This is a genomic window from Chryseobacterium sp. WX (assembly GCF_029542485.1).
GTDB classification, from domain to species: Bacteria; Bacteroidota; Bacteroidia; order Flavobacteriales; family Weeksellaceae; genus Chryseobacterium; species Chryseobacterium cucumeris.
Map to the genome: position 1 here is coordinate 1,119,096 of NZ_CP120710.1, position 22,082 is coordinate 1,141,177.

Here is a 22,082-nt window from a genome sequence, read left to right on the forward strand (position 1 = left end):
ATATCTTTGCCGCAAAAAATTAATAACTGATGAAGAAAATTCTTTCGCTGTTCATGGTTTTGAATGCGGTACTTCTATTTTCACAAAATTTGCTTTGGCATTTTCAAACCAAAAGCTCTATTATAGAATCTCAGCATTATATTGCTTTTAGTGATACAGATTCTCAAGGAAATATTTATGTTGGAGGAAGATATGGACGTTTTGCATTTCCCAGCATTAATAGCATTACATTTGATAATATTACAAAAACCAGCAGTGCAGATGAAGATTCAAGAGCTGTTATTGCAAAACTTGACAAGAACAAAAATGTAATCTGGGTAAAAGAAATCAGATCAAAATATTCATCATCCTTAAATTCCTTAGTTGTAGATAAACAGGACAATCTTGTATTTACAGGATATACAGATGGGCATGATTTAAAACTGAACCCTAACTCAGAGACTATTTTTGATACAGGGATTAACTCCGGTAGTTCATTCATGGTAAAGCTAGATACTAACGGAAACTTTGTTTTTGGGAATATTTATAATTATGTTTATAATATGGCCTGTACAATTGATTTAGATAACAATATCATCTCTACAGGAAATTATACAAACTACCCTCCACAATTTCTTACTGATTTGGATCCTAATCCTAATGCAGTATTTTATCTGCCTCCTCCAAGTGGTTTATTTGTTATGAAGAATACTTCCGCTGGAGCTTTTTCATGGGCCCGCCCTCTCCATGCTCACAATACCCCATCAATACATGCAGTAAAAACTGATCATAACAAAAATATTATTATTCTTGGAAACTTTGAAGCGTATTTGAAAATAGATAATAACTCTTTTCCTTCTACCAGTGTTAATTACAATCAGGGTTTTTTGGCAAAATTCAATACTAACGGAAATTTCACGTGGTATCAACCATTAACCTATTTAAGTGCCTATCTTGGGACTGCGAACTCAAAGATTGAAATTGATAACGCTAATAATATTTATACTGCCAGTAATTATTACAATGCACAAAATATTACTTTTCCAAATACCACAATAAATGCTCCTGCTGATGGACGTACAATGATCTATAAAATAACCCCCAATGGTCATTTAGTATGGAACTCCCTCATCAAAGGAGACGTAAGCTATGACTTTCGTTCTATTAAGCTCAATGCTGACAATACTATAAATTTCTTTGTGCGTTATGCTGATAATATGATTAAGGTTATCAATGGAAATAATAATACAGAAGAAATTGTAAAAAGAATAGACCTAGGGCTTAATTACAGTTATTTATCAAATGATGCTCAGACATATTATTTAAAATTCAGAAATGATGGTAAACTAATATTCAATAAAAGTGATTTCTCTTCTTATACTTTTGACCAAAGTATAGATTATGAAGGAAATATGATTCTTGCCGGAAATTATGATGGATATCAGGACTTTAATCCTGATCAGGATATTAAAGAAATAAAATATACAAATAATGATATAAGCTCTTTTATTCAAAAGTTTGGCAAATGTTATAACGGAACTCCAGATGGAGATAAAATACAAACATTTTGTTCATCAATCAATCCAACAGTACATGATCTATACCCTAATACATCCTATACAACCTGGTATGATTCTTTAATATCCACTACACCTCTAAGCAGCACTACTCCTTTACAGAACAACATTATTTATTATGCTTCTGTTCAGGATGAATCTTGTCCTTTTAATAACAAGAGATTAGCTGTAAAAGTGATCATTAAAAATGCACCTCTCAAACTTACAGTAACTGACTTCTATTTTTGCAGTAACGTTAATCAGATGAGTTTGTATCAACTGAACATTAATAATAACCAAAATATTAGATTCTATGATGCAGCTGGCAACTTAATTAGCAGCTCATCCTATATTATTGAAGGAGCTCAATATTATGTTACTGAACAAAATACGGAATGCGAAAGTGAAAAAGCTCCTTTTAAAGTATTTTCAATACAAGGTGCTACCCCTACAGGAAACACTCCACAAACTTTCTGCACAACCAATAATCCTAAAATCTCTGACATCCAGATCACAGGTCAGAATATAAAATGGTATGATGCGGCAGGAAATATTGTACCTGCAACAACTGTTCTTATTAATGGACAAACCTATTATGCATCTCAGACTATTAATGGCTGTGAGAGTAATAAAACAGCCATTCAGGTAACGGTAAATACAACTCCTAAACCGACAGCCAATGTAAATCAGGATTTTTGTGCTTCTGCCAACCCTACTTTAGAAAAACTGGTTGTAACGGGAACTGCTCTTAAATTTTATAATGCAGCAGGAAATGTAATTCCAATGTCAACTCCTCTGATAAGCGGACAAATCTATTATGTAACGCAAACTTTAAACAACTGTGAATCTGAAAAACTGGCAATTACAGTAACTTTATCTACCAATAATGTGCCCGCAAAAGACATTACGCAGGTACAATGTAATACAACTACTGCTAATTCAATGGTTGTTAATCTTCACTCATATGAAGCAAGTATTATTAATAATCCAGGGAATTATATTTTCACTTATACTGACACTTCAGGAAACCCTATTTCTAATCCTTCTGCTTATATTTTGAATGTCGGGACAACCCTTATCCACGTAAGGGTTTCAACTCCTGACGGATGTTTTAAGGTGGTGAGATTAAACCTTACGCTTAATCCAAAACCTATTGTTCTGCTTCCTGATATGCTTGATTTCTGTGAAGGAAAATCGGTTGTTTTAGATCCAGGCCCTGGATTTAAGTCTTATGAATGGAGTACCGGAGCAACCACTCAAACGATTACAGTATCTACTCCAGGGACATATACTGTTAAAGTAACCAACGTTTTCGGATGTGAAAGTACAAGCTCTACCCAGGTAAGCTATTCTGTTTTAGCACATATTGTTTCTGTCAATATCACGAACAATACAGCGACCGTTATTCTTTCTCAGAGCGGAAACTTTGAATTTTCTTTAAATAATTTCACATGGCAGGATTCCAATATTTTCACCAATTTAAGTATGGGAGAATACACCGTTTATGTGAGAACAAAATCCGGATGTATTATCGGGCAGAAGAACTTCTCGATTTTCAATATACCCAATGCAATCAGTCCCAACGGTGATGGAATCAATGATGCGTGGAGAATAGCAGGATTGGAAAACTATCCGGGAACGGAGGTAAGTTTATATGACAGAAGAGGTGCTGTAATCTACAAAGAGATTATCAGAAATAAACCTTTCCAGTGGGACGGAAGATATGAATCCCATCCTATTTCTACAGGAAATTACTGGTATACCATAAAAGTTTCTGATGGAAGAATCTACAACGGATGGCTTCTGATTAAGAACAGATAGTAAAATAAAAACGAGCAGAAATTCTGCTCGTTTTTTGTTTTTATAATAATTTGATCTTATCGTCTGAAATATCGATGATTTTATCTTTATAAAGTCCTCCGATTGCTTTTTTAAAATTTTTCTTACTCATCTGAAGTTCATCTTTAATCTCTTCGGGAGATGATTTATCAGAAACATACAGAAGTCCGTAGTTTTCTTCCAGTTTGTTCAGAATCTTTTGTTTAAACTCGTCAATATTTTCAAATCCTTCCGGCTGTAAAGAAACATCTATTTTACCGTCTTCACGGATCGCTTTGATAAATCCTGTTTCTTCTGACAACGGATATAATTTTTTGAAAACATCGGAAGCATAGATCAAACCAATGTATTGTTTGTTGATGATCACATTCCAGCCCAGTTCACTTTCATTCATCATAATCAGATCTACCTTATCCCCTTTTGTGAACGGAAGCTCATCATACTGAGGATTTCTCTTGAACTTCGTGGTACCGGTAATCAGTTCCATATCTTCGTCAACATAAATATAAACCAGATATCTTTTGCCTTCGATGATTTTGGTTTTCTGCTGCTTGTAAGGAATAAATAAATCTTTAATGATTCCCCAGTCCATAAAAGCTCCGCTCGGAAGACTTTGCACACAGCTCATTACTGCAAATTCACCTACTTCCGCCAATGGGATCTCAGTAGTTGCTTTTAATTTATCGTCATCCTGATACACAAAAACTTCAACATCCTCACCTGTTTCTTTTTCATCCTGAATAAAGATTTTGGGTAGAAAAGCCTTTTCACCGGATTCATCTACGAGGATCCATCCTGAATTAATTTTTTCTGAAATTGTTAAAGTTTGAGTTTTTCCGAGTTGCATTGATGATAAAATTAGCTGACAAAGGTACGGAAATTTGAAGATGCTATCCTAGTCTATATAATTATAATTGTTTTAATTGCTTTACAAAAAGTTATGAAACTATGAAAAATGTAATGTTTTAAAGATATGTTTTGGCTGAAGCCAATGAATTGATTGTATAAAATAAATGGTCTAAAGCCCGTTTCTATTGAACATTATAAGTTCGAAATATAATCCATCAGCTCACGTTTGCTGCTTTCAAAATCAAAAGCATCATAAACCAAGAAATAACGGTCTTTATCTGCACAATTCTGGTACATTGATTTAGCGAGTGCCAATTTCTTATTATCAAAACTGAGCGCTTTCACCAGATCTCTTATTTGTACTGAAGTAAACATAGAGGTACGCATCTGCTGATTGATCATCTTAATTTTCCCTTCATCAAAACTCTCATTGTTCATCATCATATCAAAAAACTGACGGAAAGAATGATTATCCATCACATTTCCCTGAAGAGACCAGTCTCCGGAGTGATTTCCGTAAGGATTGTTCCAGATATCGTTCCAGTCATTAAATCCATATTGATTTTGCACAGGATAAGAATCCAGAAGATAGAGACCTTCGTTGGTAAAGAAATCCAGCACCATTCTGTTGTTATTACGAAGAATCAATGTTGTTCTATAGATCAGAAAGCCATTCTCATAGATTGAAATGGGCATTCTCCCTGATGATAAATCAAAGAACCTATACTTTCCTGAACCGTTTGCCATCATCTGATCACCAACTTCCACAGTAAAAAATCCCTGTTCAGGAATTCTCAGAAAAACTTCTGCATAACCGTAGTTTCTGTTCCATTGATAATTAGGATTTTTTATTCTATTTTCATTTCCTCTTTTCAGAGTTGTATTATTTCCAGATCTCGGTTGATCAAAAGTTTTATTTCTTTCATCCGGGCTTTTAAAGGTTCTCATTTCTGTAGTGGAAGCCTCATTTTTTAATAATTCTCCTGCCTTTCCTGCTTCCTGTGCCCATGAGCTGATTCCTGCCAAAAGCATCCAACTGATAAAAATCTTTTTCATACATGAAATTTTCAAATACGATCTCCATTTTCATGCCAAAAGCACCACAAAAAAAGCTGTTTCCATAAGAAACAGCCTTTAATTTTAAATATTTAAATGATTAAATCTTTTAATCAGATATTACATATGAATAGGTCTTTTTGCCGTAGCATCCAATGCAGCTTCTTTGATCGCTTCTGCATAGGTTGGGTGAGCGTGTGAACTTCTTGCGATGTCTTCAGCACTTGCACGGAATTCCATAGCAATTACTCCTTCAGCAATAAGGTCAGCAGCTCTTGCTCCTACGATGTGCATTCCTAAAACCTCATCTGTTTTTTCGTCTGCAATAATCTTCACAAGACCGTCGATATCACCACTTGCACGGCTTCTACCTAAAGCTCTCATCGGGAAAGATCCTACTTTGTAAGCAACACCTTCTTCTTTTAGCTGCTCTTCAGTTTTACCAACTCCAGCAACTTCCGGCCATGTATAAACAACACCAGGAATCAGGTTATAGTTGATGTGAGGCTTTTGTCCTGCCAATGTTTCAGCAACGAAAACTCCTTCTTCTTCAGCTTTGTGAGCCAGCATCGCACCTTTGATAACGTCACCAATTGCATAGATATTAGCAACATTCGTCTGTAAGTGGTCGTTTACTTTTACTCTTCCTCTTTCGTCAAGTTCAACACCTGCTTTTTCAAGACCAAGACCGTCTGTGTAAGGTTTTCTACCTACAGAAACCAAACAATAATCTCCTTCTACAACTACTTCTTCACCTTTTTTATCTTTAGCCGTGATCTTTACAGTATCTCCGTTTCTTTCAACTGCAGAAACCGCAGTAGAAAGCATAAATTTCATTCCTTGTTTCTTAAGAACTTTAGTCAATTCTTTGCTTAAAGCTCCATCCATTCCAGGGATGATTTTATCCATAAATTCAACAACAGTTACCTGAGCTCCTAATCTAAGGTATACAGAACCTAGTTCAAGACCGATAACTCCACCACCGATTACTACTAAGTGCTTAGGAATTTCTTTAAGGTTTAAAGCTTCCGTAGAAGTAATCACTCTTTCTTTGTCTAAAGAGATGAAAGGTAATGTAGATGGTTTAGAACCTGTTGCAATAATGGTATATTTAGACTCGATCGTTTCAGAAGAACCGTCGTTTTTTGTCACTTTAATCTGAGTAGCAGATTCGAAGCTTCCTACTCCTTCAAAAACAGTAATCTGATTTTTGTTCATCAGATAGCTGATTCCGTCTGTATTCTGCTTGATCACTTCGTTTTTACGCTCGATCATTCTCGCGATATCTGCTTGAGGCTCGTTAATGATGATTCCGTGACCTGCAAAATTGTGTTTTGCATTTTCGAAATGCTCAGAGCTGTCAAGAAGCGCTTTTGACGGAATACATCCAACGTTAAGACAAGTTCCGCCTAAAGTTGAATATTTTTCAATAATTGCTGTTTTGAAACCTAATTGTGCTGCACGGATAGCAGCAACATAACCACCGGGACCAGAACCTATTACGGTAACATCGAATTGACTCATGTTATTGTATGAATTTGTTTATTATTATCTATCTTAATTCTCACAAATTTACATATAAATTACCAAGCACCAAAGTGAGTTTTATCAATTTTAAAAATGATAATTATATGCTTTAGTTTGATGAAAAGTATTATTTTATGAACTTTATATTTTCTTCATTCCCTTTTTTGAGATAAATTGCGGTAAACACAAGAGGTTTGTCAGATGACGCATTGTCAAAATGAAGGATTTTCACATTTTTAGGTTCGTAAAAAGCATCTCCCTCATGAAGTACCACTTTTTCTTTTCCTTGGATCTGAAAAACAGCTTCACCGGAATTGATGATTCCCAAAACGGGACAGGGATGCAGATGTTCAGGAGCTCCTTGTCCGGCGGCCATTGTTATTTCCTGAATTTCGGTAGATTTCATTTTCTGATCAAGAGCTGTTTTTAACAATTCTTTTCTGGAAATGGCCTTCTGCTGAGCCGTCATTACAACAGTATTCAGCATCAAAATAACAATGATAAATGGTTTCATGGATTTGATATTATTAAATCAATACAAATATTACAGATTCAATTTTCCCTGTCCGAATTCGCCTGTACTTTCAAAAAATGAACCACCATACACATACCATTCAAGGCCTTCCAGAAATTCTACTGCATTTTCAGGAGTGATCTGAGGACGGTCTTTTTTCGAAACAATTCCTTTGTACCATCTCCCTGATTTAGGATAATGCTCATATTCCACAAAATAATGAATCCATATTCTTTGGCACAACTTGCACTGTTGAATCGTTACTTCTCCATATCTTCCGTTGGTATGATCAATTCCTAATGCTGAGCTTCTATATTCTGTATAGCTGGAGTTCGGTTTCTCGCAGGCGCATCCTAATTTTTGGATTTTATTCATGAATGAAAAAATTGGTTTTCAGATAAAATTTATAACTCCAAAAGTAAGAAATTAACAGCCTACAAAGCAAATGGAGTCATCAGGGTTTGATCAGATCCAATAAGACCTTTTCATATTTATCAAGGATAATATTTTTTGAGAACCTCGATTTAATGGAGTTTTTTACAGCATCCCGATTATAATTGCCCTGAAGTATCCTTACAATCTCCTGGGCAAACCTGTCATGGTTTTCAATATCTGCAATTTCTCCGTTTATATTATGCTGAATAATCTCATTAATTCCTCCGGGACAGTTGTTGGCTAAAGAATAGGTTCCGCACGCACCAGCTTCCAGGAGAACATTCGGAAAGCCTTCGTATCTTGAAGAAAGCACAAATAAATCTGCATATTTCAGATATTGGTAGGGATTTTCCTGTCTGCCGTGGAAAATCACTTTTTTCAATCCTAAAAGCTCTTTTGTCTGAAGCAGAAGATCTTTGTCTTTTCCATCTCCTAAAATATGAAGCATAATGTTTTCATTCTTCAGCCTTGAAAAAACTTTCAGCAAGTTATCAAACCCTTTTCTGGAAGATAGATTTCCAATGGCCACTACATTTTTATAATTGTATTTGAAGCATTCAGGTTTTAAAGAAACAGCCATTTTATCTTCAATAAAATCAAAGTCTACAGGATTATTGATTTTGATAATTTTTTTCTTTTTAATATTAAAATTATCCACAAGATCTTTCATCATATCATCACTTTGAGCAATGATTCTCTGATAGTTATTGTAAAAATTATAGAAAAACTTAATCTCTTTGCGGGTTACATGCTGAGTCACCACATTAGTTTCCCTTGCAATGAATTTTGTTCTTGGAAAAAGTTTTATGAACAGGGATAAATAAGCATTTACTTCACCAAAACCGGAGAATACAATATCTGGTTTTCTTCTATAGATTTCTCCTAAAATGGGTTTTAAAGAATGTCTTATTCTTTCGGTATTGATATCGATAATTTCTACATCTTTTTTCAGAAAATTCAAATATCCGCCTTGTTTACGTAACAGCAAAATCTTAGGCTCAAACCTATCTCTGGAAAGATGATTCGCTATTGTGGTAACAATCCTTTCTGCGCCCCCGGTTTCTAAGTCCGGCAGAATAAATATGACAGATATTTTTTTCATCTTATCAAAGTTACTAAAAAGTTTGGTTAAAAGTCAAATATCGGAAGGATGAAGATTACTGTTTTGATGGCAATTAACAGAAATTAACTTAGCTTTAAAATCTAATACGCTATAAAAATAAAGTAAGCCTTTCTAATGAAAGGCTTACTTTATTTAATTAATATTTTCTTAATTTGCTACGTCACTGATGAATTTAATTCTCAACATTCTTACTTCTTCATCAGATAATTCATCCCCGAATTCATCCAGCAATACTTTCATACTGTCGCTTTCAGATTCGTTCATGAATTCCATGAATCCGTCTACAATGTCTTCATCAAAATTATCTTCAATATAGTAATCGATATTCAGTTTTGTTCCCTGATAGACAATTCTTTCCATTTCTTTAAGAAGTTCATCCATAGAAAGGTTTTTAGCTCTTGCTATATCTTCAAGGTCAATCTTTTTATCAGTGCTCTGGATGATGAAAACTTTATGGCTGGATTTATTGGCCACCTGTTTCAATACCATATCCTGAGTACGTTCGATATTGTTATCTTCTACGTATGTTTTGATGTAATCTGCGAATTCTTTACCATATTTTTTGGCTTTTCCTTCACCTACACCATAGATTTTGGTGATCTCATCTACACTTATTGGATACTGAACCGTCATATCCTCCAAACTTGGATCCATAAATACTGTATATGGTGGAATTCCATGTTTTTTGGCTACTTTCTTTCTTAATTCTTTCAACAGGTTGAAAAGGTTCTGATCCAGCCCTCCTCCAGCCTGCTGCTGTACCTGGTCGCTCTCAGCTTTTGCCTGAGTAAGATCAAATTCACGGTCTTCAGCAATTAAAAAGATGTCTTTAGATTTACCATTCAGGACACTTTTTCCTTTCTCTGTAATTTTTAAAACCCCGTAGGTTTCAATATCTTTCTGTAAAAAATTCTGAACAGTGGCCTGTCTCAAAATTGTTTTCCAGTAATTATCTTTTTCGTCTTTCCCAAAACCAAAATGAGAACTTTGTTCGAGTTTATAAGATTTTGTTACCGCATTTTCTTTTCCTACGATAACGGAAATCAGGTCTTTAGATTTGAATTTTTCTCCTGTATCACTGATCAGCTCCAGCGCCTTTTTTAAATCTGCTGTAGCATCCTTTAATTTTGGTGGATTGGATGAATTGTCACACATTTTGGCTCCGTCTCCGTTTACCGGATCGAAACTTTCTCCAAAATAGTATAGAATATATTGTCTTCTGCTCATGGAAGTTTCGGCATAACCTACCACTTCATTCAAAAGCTGTAATCCGATCTCTCTTTCTGAAACGGGTTTTTGAGCCAGGAATTTCTCCAGTTTTTCAATGTCTTTCGGATCATAGAATGCCAGACAATGACCTTCGCCTCCATCTCTTCCCGCTCTTCCGGTTTCCTGATAATAGCTTTCCAATGATTTCGGGAAGTCGTAATGAATGACAAAACGGACATCCGGTTTATCAATTCCCATCCCGAAGGCAATGGTAGCCACAATTACATCTACTTCTTCCATCAGGAATTTATCCTGATTCGCTACTCTCACTTTTTGGTCAAGACCGGCATGATAAGGTAGAGCGTTGATGCCATTTACCTGCAGAAGCTGGGCAAATTCTTCCACTTTTCTACGGCTCAGACAATAAACAATTCCTGATTTCCCTTTATGCTGATTGATAAATTTAACGATTTCCTTATCTACATTGATTTTAGGACATACTTCATAATATAGATTAGGACGGTTAAAACTTTCTTTAAATACCAATGCATTGGTCATTCCTAAAGTTTTCTGGATATCATCCTGAACCTTAGGAGTAGCAGTAGCCGTTAAAGCAATCACCGGTACATTGGCGATTTTGTCAATAATCTGTTTCAGATTTCTGTATTCCGGTCTGAAATCATGTCCCCACTCTGAAATACAGTGAGCCTCGTCGATAGCAAAGAAAGAAATTTTCACTTCTTTCAAAAAATCCAGGTAATCATCTTTAATTAATGATTCAGGAGCTACATACAGAAGTTTGGTTTTGCCGCTTTTGATATCGTCAAAAACCTGTTTGGTCTGCGTTTTGTTTAATGATGAATTCAGTACGTGTGCTACCCCATCATCAGATGAAAGGCCGTTCACGGCATCTACCTGATTTTTCATCAACGCTATTAAGGGCGAAACTACTATTGCTGTTCCTTCCGAAATAAGAGCCGGAAGCTGGTAACATAATGATTTTCCGCCACCTGTAGGCATTAAAACAAATATATCCTTCCCATTCAATAGGTTATCTATAATCTGTTCCTGCTGGCCCTTAAATGTAGAAAACCCAAAATACTTTTTCAATTCGCCTGATAAATTGGCTTTTTTTGCGCTCATCTAATTTTCTATTGCTAAATTTGCATCTCACCCAAAGTTATAAAAATTCTGCTTAAAATAAAAGCGAACGAATTTATAAAAAATAAAATTTATATTAAATATTCTTTTTAAAATATAACGTTTTTTATAAACTTTTTTGTATACCTTATCATCGTAAAATGGATAGAACCAACATTATATCAATTGCAAAAAGCACTTTAGAAATAGAAATTTCTGAACTTGAAAAATTAAAAAACAGAATTGATGACCAATTTGCCCAGGCTGTAGAGATCATTCACTCGGCAAAAGGAAAGCTCATTGTAGTAGGAATAGGGAAATCTGCCCATGTGGGTAACAAAATTGTGGCTACCTTAAATTCTACAGGTACACCTTCTCAGTTTTTACATGCTTCGGAAGCTATTCATGGAGATCTTGGAGTTATTCAGAAACAGGATGTTGTTTTATGCATCTCCAATTCCGGAAATTCTCCTGAAATTGCCAATCTGGTTCCTTATTTAAAAGATTATTCTTCTGCTTTGATCGGAATGACGGGAAATAAATCCAGTAAACTGGCTGAGTTTTCAGAAGTTATTCTGGATACTCATGTGGATGTCGAAGCGTGCCCGAATAAACTGGCTCCTACAAGTTCTACAACTATACAAATGGCTTTGGGAGATGCTTTAGCTGTTGCTTTAATGGAACTGAACGATTTTAAAGCTAATGATTTCGCCAAATTTCACCCTGGAGGAAGCCTAGGAAAGAATCTTACGTCTAAAGTAGAACAGTTTCTTTCTTCCCAAAAACCTCAGGTAACAGAAGATTCTTCGATAAGAGATGTCATCATTTCCATCAGTGCTTCAAGCCACGGAATTACAGTCGTGACCAATGAAGATCAGATTATTGGTGTTATCACAGACGGAGATTTAAGAAGAATGCTGATGAAAGGAGAAGATATCAGTAAAGTATTGGCTAAAGATATCATGTCTGCCCGTCCAAGAACAATTGAAAAGGAAGCTCTGGCTAAAGAAGCCATGAAAGTTCTGAAAGAAAATAATATCGGCCAACTTGTAGTAACGGAAAACGGAAAATATTTCGGGATTATAGACCTGCATAAACTGCTGGACGAAGGGATTAACTAGAATTCAAATAATAGATTTCAGGCATTATACCTTCGGATCAGCATTTTAATTAAATATTTTTAAGGTATTATGATGATTATTCTTTACTTACTGATTCTATTCCCAATATTTTTGAAAAAATATCTTGACTATCAGGATTCACAAAGTAATAAGGTACATCATTTTCCGTTGGAACCTGATCATAGGCCTGAATATTCTACTCATGATAGAAATTTGTACTATGATCAAAAAAGTCAGGACTATTTTGATCGTGTCATACGATGCCTGATCTTCTGTACTTATGATGATAAAAAGTTTCATTCTGTTGCAGACTGCCTGTCTCTGACAGATATCGGAGATGATTTGCGTATATTCTCATACAGCGAAGAAATAGAATCGTTATTCAGGAATAAGTTCATCAACGAATCACTGAGACAGAAAATATCAGATTTTAAAAAGGTGTCGGATGAAGTCACAGAAGAAGAATGGGTTTTCGAATCAATAGATCTTAGCCATGATGAAAGGTGGAAAAAAATCAACGTAGCCGCAGAAGACCTTTTAACAGAAATGGATATTAAAGAAAGGGATTTTGATTTTGCTTTATATGTACCTCGATAATTTTAAAAACCAACATCCGTCATTTAATTAAATATTTTATAAATTTGCGCTTTAAAATTTTATTCTGTGAGTGATGGTAAAGACATGTCCTTCCTTGGACATATAGGAGAATTAAGAGGGCATCTGATCCGTTCGATTATTGCTATCATAATTGCGGCTTTTGTGGTTGGTTTTAATATCAACTGGATTATGGACCATATCTTTTTTGGGCCTACCAGAAATGATTTCCCGACTTTCAGAGTGGTTAATCATTTTTCAAGAATGATTTTGGGGGAAGACAGTATTCATCTTCCAAAGGACTTCCCTGTTCGTGTACAGAGGTTGTATCAGCAGTTCAATGTAATGATGGCTGTTTCAATTTTTGGAGGAATGGTGGCTGCATTTCCTTATATTGTTTGGGAACTGTGGCGTTTTATTGGCCCAGCTTTACATCCAAGAGAAAGAAAAAACTCTATTTATATTATTAATGCGGTATGGATTCTTTTCATGACCGGAGTATTATGCGGTTATTTCCTTATACTTCCGTTCGCCGTTAATTTCGGGGTTATTTTTAAAATCTCAGACATTATCGTTCCGCTTTATGATTTAAGTGATTATACCACTTTATTTTTACAGGTGGTTTTGGGTATGGGCGTTATTTTCCTTTTCCCGATTTTGATCTACTTCCTTACGAGCATCGGAATTCTGACGCCTACATTTATGAAAACCTACCGTCGTCATGCTATTGTTCTGATTATGGTAGTGGCTGCAATTATTACCCCGGCAGATGTTCTGAGTATGTTGATGGCCGCATTCCCGCTGCTTATTTTATATGAATTCAGTATTATGATGTGTACGTTCACTTATAAAAAAGTACAGAAGAGCAACGGAAATCTTCCTGCAGTACAGAAATAAAAGTATTTTTTACTAAGAAAGCTTAAGTGCTACTATTCAATTTGAATGGTAGCACTTTTTTTATTTAAAAAAATCAACCTTAATTATATTTATTCTTAATATAATTAAAAATAACGATAAAATTCAACTAAAATTATAAAGTTGGGAGTAATTAACAATCTATCACTAACTAAAGATTTAAAAAAATACACTATATTTAAAACTTCAATAACAACAATAAAAAAATATGAAAAAGAGAATTATTTTCGTCTGTGCATTGGCTTTAAGTCTAAGTGGTTTACAGGCACAACGCTGGGAACCAGTCTTGGAAAAAGTTACGCCCGTAAGAAAAGAAGTAAAAGTAGAATATGCCTACAAATTTGATCTTTCTGCATTAAGAAATCAACTAAAGAATGCTCCTGAAGCAGGAAAAGGAGGAAGCGCTGTAATCGTTTCTCTCCCTACAGCAGATGGAAGAATTGAAAGATTTTCAGTTTACAGTTCGCCGGTAGTAGAAAAATCTATGGCGGACAGATATGAATTGGGAGCATACTCAGGTATCGGGCTTGATAATCCGCATAAACAAATCCGGTTCAGTACAGCACCAAACGATTTTCAGTCTATGACATTCGATACTGATACAGGAAAATACGAATTCATAGAACCGATCAATAAAGAAAAAGATGTATATGGAGTCTTTTTCAAATCCAACAAATCTCATGAAGGTCCTTTTGAATGTAGAACTTCTGAGCCTGAAAAGGCAAAGAAAGAAATGAATAAACTGCTTAAAACAAAAAATGTTTTAAAGGGTTTAGGAAGCGCTAACAAAAGTAATGAACAAAAATACAGAACCTACAGAATTGCAATCTCTGTAAACGGTGAATATACGCAACTTGCCGGAAGTGTTCCTGCAGCAGCAGCCCGCATTAACGCTACAATGAACCGTGTAAATGGTGTTTTTGAAAAAGATTTTGGAATCCATATGATTGTACAGGATCTTCCACAACTTATATTTGCAGATCCGGCTACGGACCCTTATTCCAATGTAATCACCAATTCAAACGGAACTTATAGCGCTCCTGGAGCATGGAACCTGCAGCTTCAGCAAACGCTTACCAATACTGCCGGTGTAGGTAATGCCGCCTATGATATAGGACATTTCTTTGGCCACAGAGGTGGTGGTGGAAGCGCCGGAGATGTAGGAAATGTCTGCAGAAACCCTGCAAATAATAATGATGCAACTTCTAAAGGGGCAGGAATTACTTCTCCTTCTACTCCGGATCAGCCTTTTGGAGATAATTATGACATCGATTTTGTAGCGCATGAGATCGGCCACCAGTTCGGTGCAGCACACACTATGTCTATTGCTTTACATGGTGCCCATATGGAACCGGGATCCGGATCTTCCATTATGGGATATGCCGGTATTACAAACTACAATGTCCAGATGCATTCGGATGCTTATTTTCATACTAAAAATATTGAAGAAGTAGGTGCATATGTCAATGCTCAGGACTGTGGAATTATTACGAATGTAGCCAATACACCTCCTTCTATTCAGCCAATGGCTAATAAAATGATCCCTAAAGGAACAGCCTTTGTGTTAACAGCTTCTGCAACAGATACACAAAATGATCCAATGACTTATACCTGGGAACAATATGATCTGGCTACATCTGCTTTTGGGCCCGTAAGTGCAACCAGAAATAATGGAGCGAATTTCAGATCTCTAATGCCTACAACCTCCCCTACCCGTTATTTCCCTAAATTCACTAATGTTCTTAATGGTACTCTTACCAGTGCTTCTGATTGGGAGACAGTATCCAACATACCAAGAACAATGAATTTCAAAGTAACCGTGAGAGATAATAATCCGGATGCTGCACAACAACAGACACAAAGCAGTCTGATGAAAGTAGATATAGGAAATGAAGGTCCTTTCAAAGTAACATCAACTACGGTTTACAATAATACACCTGGAGCGGTTACATGGGATGTGGTAAACACCAATAACGCTCCTTATAATGTACAAAACGTTAAAATAGATTATACTACAGACAATGGAACTACATGGACCGTTATCAGTCCATCTACAGCGAATGACGGATCTGAGCCGTTCTCGTTCTCCTCTTTGGCAACAGGTGCCAGTGTAAAAATAAGAGTAAGCGCCATTGATAATGTATTCTACGCTATTGGAAATGCTACTGTATCCGCATCTGCGAGTGCTTGTACAACATCTGCTCCAACAGGAATTACTGTAACCGGTATTACAAGAACTTCAGCATCTGTAAACTGGACAGCGTTAGTAGGAGCAACATACTCTGTAATGTATAGAAAAGTAGGAACAGCAACATGGACTACAGTACCTGTTTCAACAAACTCCTATAACATTTCAGGACTTACTGAAGCTACTCAATATGAAGTACAGGTAGCTAATGTTTGTAGTGCTTCTGTTGGTTCTTATTCAGCATCAACGAATTTTACAACCTCTCCATTTGCTAAGTGTTCAATCACAGGAACAAATGCTGCTGACGAGTATATTTCCAATGTTACAGTAACCGGTGCGGGTATGAGCCCTGTTTCAAACAGCAGCAGCAATACACCTTATACAGACTATACTACAGATCCTTCAAAACTGATTACGCTGATGTCCGGATCTACAGGAAATAATGTAAGTATCACCAAAGGATGGACAGGTTCTCAGTATAACGACGGAGTAACAGCATGGATAGATTTTAACAAAGACGGAGTATTCTCTTCTTCTGAAGTCATCTATACCAGCGCACCTAGTATCGTATCACCTGTTTCCGGAACATTCTCTGTACCGGCAGACGCTTATACCGGAGGAAACGTAATTATGAGAGTTGTATTAGGATATGAAAGTCAACCAAGTAGCGGATGTAGCAACCAGCAGTATGGTGAAGTTGAGGATTATCCGGTATTGATTCAGCAACAGCTTTCTACCAGTGAGACAGTGAAAGATAAGAGTTCAATCCAGATCTACCCTAACCCGGCAAGTGATGTATTGAACGTAACTCAGATTTCATCTAAAGCTCAATTTATCATTACAAATATGGCTGGTCAAAAAGTAATGAATGGCCAGATTAATGATAATAAAATCTCTATATCAAACCTAAGTACAGGAGCTTATATTATTTCAATTGAAGATAAAGGAACGACTTCAAATCTGAAATTCATCAAAAAATAAACCTAATCAGTTTTAAAGCCCGGCAATGACCGGGCTTTTTTTATACCTTCTTAAAATCTGTATTTAATTTGATTTCCGGCATGTGCTATTAATTTAATTTTATACTTTTGAAAAGATTTAATATAAGTTTAAATGAAAAAATTGTCATATACACTCTTATTTGCATCAGGACTGGTTTTCGGACAGTTCTTTGAAAAGGATAAGGTTTTCACTAAACAGGATACTTTAAAAGGTTCTAATACTGAATTCAGAAATTTTTGGGATGTCAAAAAATATGATCTTTCTGTAGAACCTGATTTTGAACAGAAAAGCATTAAAGGAAATAATAAAATCAGTTTTGAGATCATAAAAGATGTTACCAATCCTGTTTTCCAGATTGACCTTCAACAGCCGATGAAAGCGGATAAGGTGGAAGGGAATTTTCCTATTGCCAATTATAAACAAGATGGAGACTTTATCTTCATTACAACGAATAAGAAATTCAAAAAAGGCGAAAAATATACCATTAACGTTACCTATTCCGGAAAGCCTACCATAGCAAAAAAAGCACCATGGGATGGCGGATGGGTTTTCACGAAAGATGAAAAAGGGAATCCATGGATGACTGCTGCTGACGAAGGAATAGGAGCTTCCATATGGCTTCCTACCAAAGATATCTGGAGTGATGAACCTGATAACGGGATCATTATGAAAATTGTAACGCCTAACGATCTGGTAGGTGTAGGTAATGGCAGACTAACCGATAAAAAAACAACCGGAAATAAAACTACTTATACCTGGGAGGTTAAAAATCCTATCAACGCCTACTCCATTATCCCAAGCATAGGAAAATATGTAAACTTCAAAGATACATTTGAGGGTGAAAAAGGAAAACTGGATCTGGATTATTGGGTAATTGACTATAATCTGGACAAGGCAAAGAAACAGTTTGAGCAGGTGAAACCTATGCTCTCCGCATTTGAATACTGGTTTGGTCCGTATCCATTCTATGAAGATTCATACAAGCTTGTAGAGTCTCCTCACCTTGGCATGGAACATCAGAGTAATGTAGCCTATGGAAACAAATATCAGAACGGCTATCTTGGAAGAGATCTTTCTGGGACAGGAGTTGGGTTAAACTGGGACTTCATTATTATTCATGAAAGCGGGCACGAATGGTTCGCCAATAATATTACCGCAAAAGACCAGGCTGATATGTGGATTCATGAAAGTTTCACCAACTATTCCGAGACTCTTTTCACCGAAAAATATATGGACAAAAAATCTGCTGACATCTATGTTCAGGGGATCAGGAAATTGATAGACAATGACATTCCTGTTATTGGCCAGTATGGTGTAAGAAATGAAGGCAGCGGAGATATGTATCCGAAAGGTGCCAACATGCTTCACACGATAAGACAGGTGATCAATAATGATGAAAAATTCAGACAAATCCTGAGAGGTCTAAATAAAGACTTTTATCATCAGACTGTTACCACACAGCAGATAGAAAATTATATCTCCTCAAAATCAGGAATCGATTTTTCAACAGTGTTTGATCAGTACCTGAGAACAATAAAAATTCCAACCCTTGAGTATGCCCAGGATGGTGATACTTTAAAGTTCCGGTATATCGATGTGGTAAAAAACCTGAAATTACCGATCATCATCAATGGTGATCAGACCATAACTCCAACGGAAGAATGGCAGACTGTAAAGCTTAAAAAGAGCACTCCGGTTGAGCTAAACCCGAATTATTATATCAATTATAAGGAAACCAAATAAAGAAAAAGGCAAATCCGCACATCAGCAGATTTGCCTTTTCGCTTTTTTAACCTTGAAATTTTAAGAAAAGTTTAATACTTTCTTCGTAACAAATTCAGAAAAAAAGCAACTATTTAACTATTAATTTAAACCTAATGAGAAAAACAGTACTTAGCCTTGGTATTTTTGCTGCTTTTTTAGCAAATGCTCAGTCTATAAAAACCACCATTGACCTTGTTAATGTAAAAGATGATAAAGTAGCCGTTACCATGGAGTTTCCAAAAATGAAATCCGGAGATATTAAATTTCATTTCCCCAAAACGGTTCCAGGGACTTATTCTGTAGACGACTATGGAAGATTCATCGAAGGAATCAAATTTTACGATAATAAAGGAAAGGAACTTACTTATACTAAAGTAAATGACAATACTTACTCCTTGAAAAATGCTCAGGCACTTTCCAAAATCTCATATCTTGTGAATGACAGTTTTGATGATGAATTGGATACATCAAAGCATAAAGCCGTATTTTCTCCTTCAGGAACTGATATTGAAGAAGGAAAAGTATACATGATCAATACTCATGGATTCATTGGATATATTGAGAATATGCAGGATGTTCCTTATCAGCTGGTGGTTCAGAAACCAACTGATTTTTACGGAACCACAGCGTTGGTGGATCAGGATAAATCCGAGAGTACAGATACGTTTACTCTGGCTAACTATGCTAAGGTGACAGATTCTCCGTTAATGTACACCAAACCGGACTATATTACCTTCAATGCAGGAGGAATGGATCTTGTACTGGGTGTATATTCTCCGACAGGAAAATATAAAGCAGCAGATTTCAAAGACAATCTTGAAAAAATGGTTGTTGCCCAAAAGAAATTCCTTGGGGATATGAACACCAATAAAAAGTATGCCATCATGCTTTATCTTTCTGGTGGTGACGGGCCTAAAGTAAAAGGTTTCGGAGCATTGGAACACCACGAATCTACAAGTGTGGTTCTTCCGGAAGCAATGCCGAAAGATGCTATTGACAATACCATTACTGATGTGGTTTCCCATGAATTTTTCCATACTGTAAACCCTTTGAAGACCCATTCAGAAGAGATTCACTATTTCGACTATGCAGATCCGAAAATGTCTCAGCACTTATGGATGTACGAAGGCGGAACGGAATATTTTGCCAACTTATTCCAGATTCAGGAAGGATTGATCAACAAAGATCAGTTCCTTGAAAGAATTGGTGAAAAAATTGCCAACTCCAAGAGCTATGATGATACGATGCCATTTACAGTAATGAGTAAAAATGTATTGGTAGATCCTTACAAAGATCAGTACAGAAACGTATATGAGAAAGGAGCTCTTTTAGCAATGTGCTTAGACATCGAGCTTAGAAAATTGTCCAACGGGGAAATGGGATACCGTGATATGATCAGAAAACTGTCTCAAAGATTTGGTGAAAACAAACCCTTCAAAGATGACAAACTGATTGACGAACTGGTAACGGTAACCGGATATCCTCAGGTAAAAGATTTCTATAACAAATATATTGCAGGAAACCAGCCAACACCTTATGCCCAGTATCTGAGCATGGTAGGTGTGGATATTAAAAAGCAGGAAAGCCAGCCTCTTTTCTGGTTTATCAAAGACCCGAACCAGACAGGTTTTGATGAAAAGACGAATGCTTTTGCTTTTGACGACCATTCTGCACTATCTCCATTTGCAAAAAGTATCGGATTTAAAATCACTGACCAGGTACTTGCTTTAGACGGAAGAACGGTAGACATAAAAAAAGTACAGGATTTTATTGGTTATACAAGAACCATTAAAGACGGACAGGAAGTTACGGTAACTATTTTAAGAGATAATGCCGGTAAGAAAGAGAAAATGACATTGAAAGGAAAAGCGATTCTGGATAAAATGACCATGGAAACCCCTTCATTCAAGGCGAATCCGACTCCGGAAGAACTGAAACTACAGACCCAGTGGCTTACTGGTAAAAAATAAAGAGAAAAGCGGGGAAATTTTCCCCGCTTTTTATTTTTCTTAGGCTGATCTTTATTATTTGATACAAACCTAACAGGTTTTGAAAACCTTTTAGGTTTATTGTTTGTAAAAGTAATTTGCAATTAAAGGTTTTCCTCTTTTCTGATTGTTATCCTGAAAGTACTCCCCTTTCCTACTTCAGTCTGAGAAATCCTGATATCTCCATTATGATATTCATGAATAACCCTTCTTGCCAGTGACAACCCTAATCCCCAGCCTCTTTTCTTGGTAGAATATCCCGGATTAAAAGCATTTCGGGCCTGCTGTTTGGTCATTCCGCTTCCATTATCTTTTACTTCAACTAAAATATTTTTATTTCTTTCAAAGACCGACATAGTAATGGAACCCTCACCTTTCATCGCATCCACTGCATTTTTCACCAGATTTTCAATCACCCAGCTCATCAGAATTTTGTTATGAGGAACCAGAACAGTATATGTTGGAAGATTAAGTGTAAAATTGATTTTCCTTGAAATTCTTGTTTTCAAATAGTCATAATTCTCCTGAATGGTTTCATTAAAATTTCTGTCGTTCAGCTCAGGAATAGAACCAATTTTTGAGAATCTCTCTGAAATTGTTCTCAGTCTTTCAATATCTTTTTCAATTTCATGTACGCCGTCTGAATCCGGATTATCCAGCTTCATTATTTCTATCCAGCCAATCATAGAAGACAAAGGTGTTCCAATCTGATGTGCTGTTTCTTTAGCCAAACCTGCCCAAAGATAGCCTTCATCTGTTTTCTTTATTGTTCTGAAAAACCAGAAAGAAAAACCAAAATACAGTAAAATAAACAGTCCTAAAATATAGGGCGAATACCGAAGATTATTAAGCAGACGTGAGTTGTCATAATAGACAAACTGATTATTTCCATCCGGCACTTTGATCTCAATAGGGTCATAATTTTTCTCCATATTCCGGATCAGATCCTGCAATTTCTCAGGATCCTTAATCGTACTTTCAGGAATATTTCTGTAGTATCCGAGATCAAGAATTGGATTTTTGAACTTATCTGTTACAATGAATGGAATGGTATTGTTAATATTCAGAATATCCGGCAGCAGATCCAACACATCGGTATCCGGAGTCTTTACCTCCTGCTGTATTCTAATTGCTTTGGAAAGAAGACTGATCCTTTTGATCTCCTCTTTTCTGAGAAAATTAATAAGCGATGTTGATGCTACTACAATAGCAATCACCAAAGTAGTCATCACAACAAAAATGATCCAGTTATTGAGTCTGGTGAGTATGGATTTTCTCAAAGT

Annotated in this window: 15 protein-coding genes; 7 read left to right on the forward strand and 8 right to left on the reverse strand. The window is 36.1% G+C overall.

What is annotated here, in order from left to right; translation table 11 throughout:
* Positions 1–29: 29 nt before the first annotated feature.
* Positions 30–3,356, forward strand: coding sequence for a T9SS type B sorting domain-containing protein (locus PZ898_RS05070; protein WP_277694948.1), 3,327 nt, complete (start codon positions 30–32; stop codon positions 3,354–3,356).
* Between the two features lie 40 nt (positions 3,357–3,396).
* On the opposite strand, the gene PZ898_RS05075 is transcribed toward PZ898_RS05070, so the two are convergent.
* The 7 genes from PZ898_RS05075 to recQ all read right to left on the reverse strand — a co-directional run bounded on the left by PZ898_RS05075 (position 3,397) and on the right by recQ (position 11,230).
* Positions 3,397–4,221, reverse strand: a complete 825-nt coding sequence (locus PZ898_RS05075; RefSeq protein ID WP_062675104.1) for a S1-like domain-containing RNA-binding protein — start codon at positions 4,219–4,221, stop codon at positions 3,397–3,399.
* Between the two features lie 194 nt (positions 4,222–4,415).
* Positions 4,416–5,279, reverse strand: coding sequence for a DUF4476 domain-containing protein (locus PZ898_RS05080; protein ID WP_277694949.1), 864 nt, complete (start codon positions 5,277–5,279; stop codon positions 4,416–4,418).
* A 120-nt stretch (positions 5,280–5,399) separates the two neighbouring features.
* A complete protein-coding gene (gene lpdA, locus PZ898_RS05085) occupies positions 5,400–6,803 on the reverse strand; it encodes a dihydrolipoyl dehydrogenase (protein ID WP_047429636.1) in 1,404 nt (467 codons plus the stop codon).
* Positions 6,804–6,933: 130 nt separating this feature from the next.
* Positions 6,934–7,320 carry a cupin domain-containing protein gene (locus tag PZ898_RS05090; protein WP_062675106.1) on the reverse strand — a complete coding sequence of 129 codons (387 nt, stop codon included), beginning with the start codon at positions 7,318–7,320 and terminating at the stop codon, positions 6,934–6,936.
* Between the two features lie 30 nt (positions 7,321–7,350).
* A complete protein-coding gene (locus PZ898_RS05095; RefSeq protein ID WP_062675107.1) occupies positions 7,351–7,695 on the reverse strand; it encodes a hypothetical protein in 345 nt (114 codons plus the stop codon).
* A 79-nt stretch (positions 7,696–7,774) separates the two neighbouring features.
* Complete coding sequence (locus tag PZ898_RS05100) at positions 7,775–8,857, reverse strand: glycosyltransferase (RefSeq protein WP_277694950.1); 1,083 nt, start codon at positions 8,855–8,857, stop codon at positions 7,775–7,777.
* A gap of 168 nt (positions 8,858–9,025) precedes the next feature.
* Positions 9,026–11,230: a DNA helicase RecQ gene (gene recQ, locus PZ898_RS05105; RefSeq protein ID WP_120231409.1), complete on the reverse strand. Its 2,205-nt coding sequence runs from the start codon at positions 11,228–11,230 to the stop codon at positions 9,026–9,028.
* 158 nt (positions 11,231–11,388) lie between these two features.
* Between recQ and PZ898_RS05110 the strand changes: the two genes are divergently transcribed.
* From PZ898_RS05110 to PZ898_RS05135, 6 genes are all read left to right on the forward strand, one after another.
* Entirely contained in the window at positions 11,389–12,348 is a 960-nt protein-coding gene (locus PZ898_RS05110) for a KpsF/GutQ family sugar-phosphate isomerase (RefSeq protein WP_062675110.1), read from the forward strand.
* 69 nt (positions 12,349–12,417) lie between these two features.
* Positions 12,418–12,945 (forward strand): hypothetical protein, encoded by a 528-nt coding sequence (locus tag PZ898_RS05115; RefSeq protein WP_277694951.1) that lies wholly within the window; start codon positions 12,418–12,420, stop codon positions 12,943–12,945.
* A 66-nt stretch (positions 12,946–13,011) separates the two neighbouring features.
* Entirely contained in the window at positions 13,012–13,839 is an 828-nt protein-coding gene (tatC, locus tag PZ898_RS05120; protein WP_183037386.1) for a twin-arginine translocase subunit TatC, read from the forward strand.
* A 226-nt stretch (positions 13,840–14,065) separates the two neighbouring features.
* Positions 14,066–17,026: a reprolysin-like metallopeptidase gene (locus PZ898_RS05125; protein WP_277694952.1), complete on the forward strand. Its 2,961-nt coding sequence runs from the start codon at positions 14,066–14,068 to the stop codon at positions 17,024–17,026.
* A 132-nt stretch (positions 17,027–17,158) separates the two neighbouring features.
* A complete protein-coding gene (locus PZ898_RS05130; protein WP_123279903.1) occupies positions 17,159–18,790 on the forward strand; it encodes a M1 family metallopeptidase in 1,632 nt (543 codons plus the stop codon).
* A gap of 134 nt (positions 18,791–18,924) precedes the next feature.
* On the forward strand, positions 18,925–20,781 hold the full coding sequence (locus PZ898_RS05135; RefSeq protein WP_277694953.1) for a peptidase M61: 1,857 nt from the start codon (positions 18,925–18,927) through the stop codon (positions 20,779–20,781).
* A gap of 122 nt (positions 20,782–20,903) precedes the next feature.
* Here PZ898_RS05135 and PZ898_RS05140 read toward each other — a convergent pair whose 3' ends face one another.
* Entirely contained in the window at positions 20,904–22,079 is a 1,176-nt protein-coding gene (locus PZ898_RS05140; protein ID WP_253297155.1) for a HAMP domain-containing sensor histidine kinase, read from the reverse strand.
* Positions 22,080–22,082 lie beyond the last annotated feature (3 nt).

Bases quoted from the DNA above. Each gene is read 5' to 3' on its own strand.
- PZ898_RS05080 (WP_277694949.1), bottom strand. From the start codon at position 5,279: ATGAAAAAGATTTTTATCAGTTGGATGCTTTTGGCAGGAATCAGCTCA.
- PZ898_RS05125 (WP_277694952.1), top strand. From the start codon at position 14,066: ATGAAAAAGAGAATTATTTTCGTCTGTGCATTGGCTTTAAGTCTAAGT.
- PZ898_RS05070 (WP_277694948.1), top strand. From the start codon at position 30: ATGAAGAAAATTCTTTCGCTGTTCATGGTTTTGAATGCGGTACTTCTA.
- PZ898_RS05135 (WP_277694953.1), top strand. From the start codon at position 18,925: ATGAGAAAAACAGTACTTAGCCTTGGTATTTTTGCTGCTTTTTTAGCA.
- PZ898_RS05130 (WP_123279903.1), top strand. From the start codon at position 17,159: ATGAAAAAATTGTCATATACACTCTTATTTGCATCAGGACTGGTTTTC.
- recQ (WP_120231409.1), bottom strand. From the start codon at position 11,230: ATGAGCGCAAAAAAAGCCAATTTATCAGGCGAATTGAAAAAGTATTTT.
- PZ898_RS05115 (WP_277694951.1), top strand. From the start codon at position 12,418: ATGATGATTATTCTTTACTTACTGATTCTATTCCCAATATTTTTGAAA.
- PZ898_RS05095 (WP_062675107.1), bottom strand. From the start codon at position 7,695: ATGAATAAAATCCAAAAATTAGGATGCGCCTGCGAGAAACCGAACTCC.
- PZ898_RS05110 (WP_062675110.1), top strand. From the start codon at position 11,389: ATGGATAGAACCAACATTATATCAATTGCAAAAAGCACTTTAGAAATA.
- lpdA (WP_047429636.1), bottom strand. From the start codon at position 6,803: ATGAGTCAATTCGATGTTACCGTAATAGGTTCTGGTCCCGGTGGTTAT.
- PZ898_RS05075 (WP_062675104.1), bottom strand. From the start codon at position 4,221: ATGCAACTCGGAAAAACTCAAACTTTAACAATTTCAGAAAAAATTAAT.
- PZ898_RS05090 (WP_062675106.1), bottom strand. From the start codon at position 7,320: ATGAAACCATTTATCATTGTTATTTTGATGCTGAATACTGTTGTAATG.
- PZ898_RS05100 (WP_277694950.1), bottom strand. From the start codon at position 8,857: ATGAAAAAAATATCTGTCATATTTATTCTGCCGGACTTAGAAACCGGG.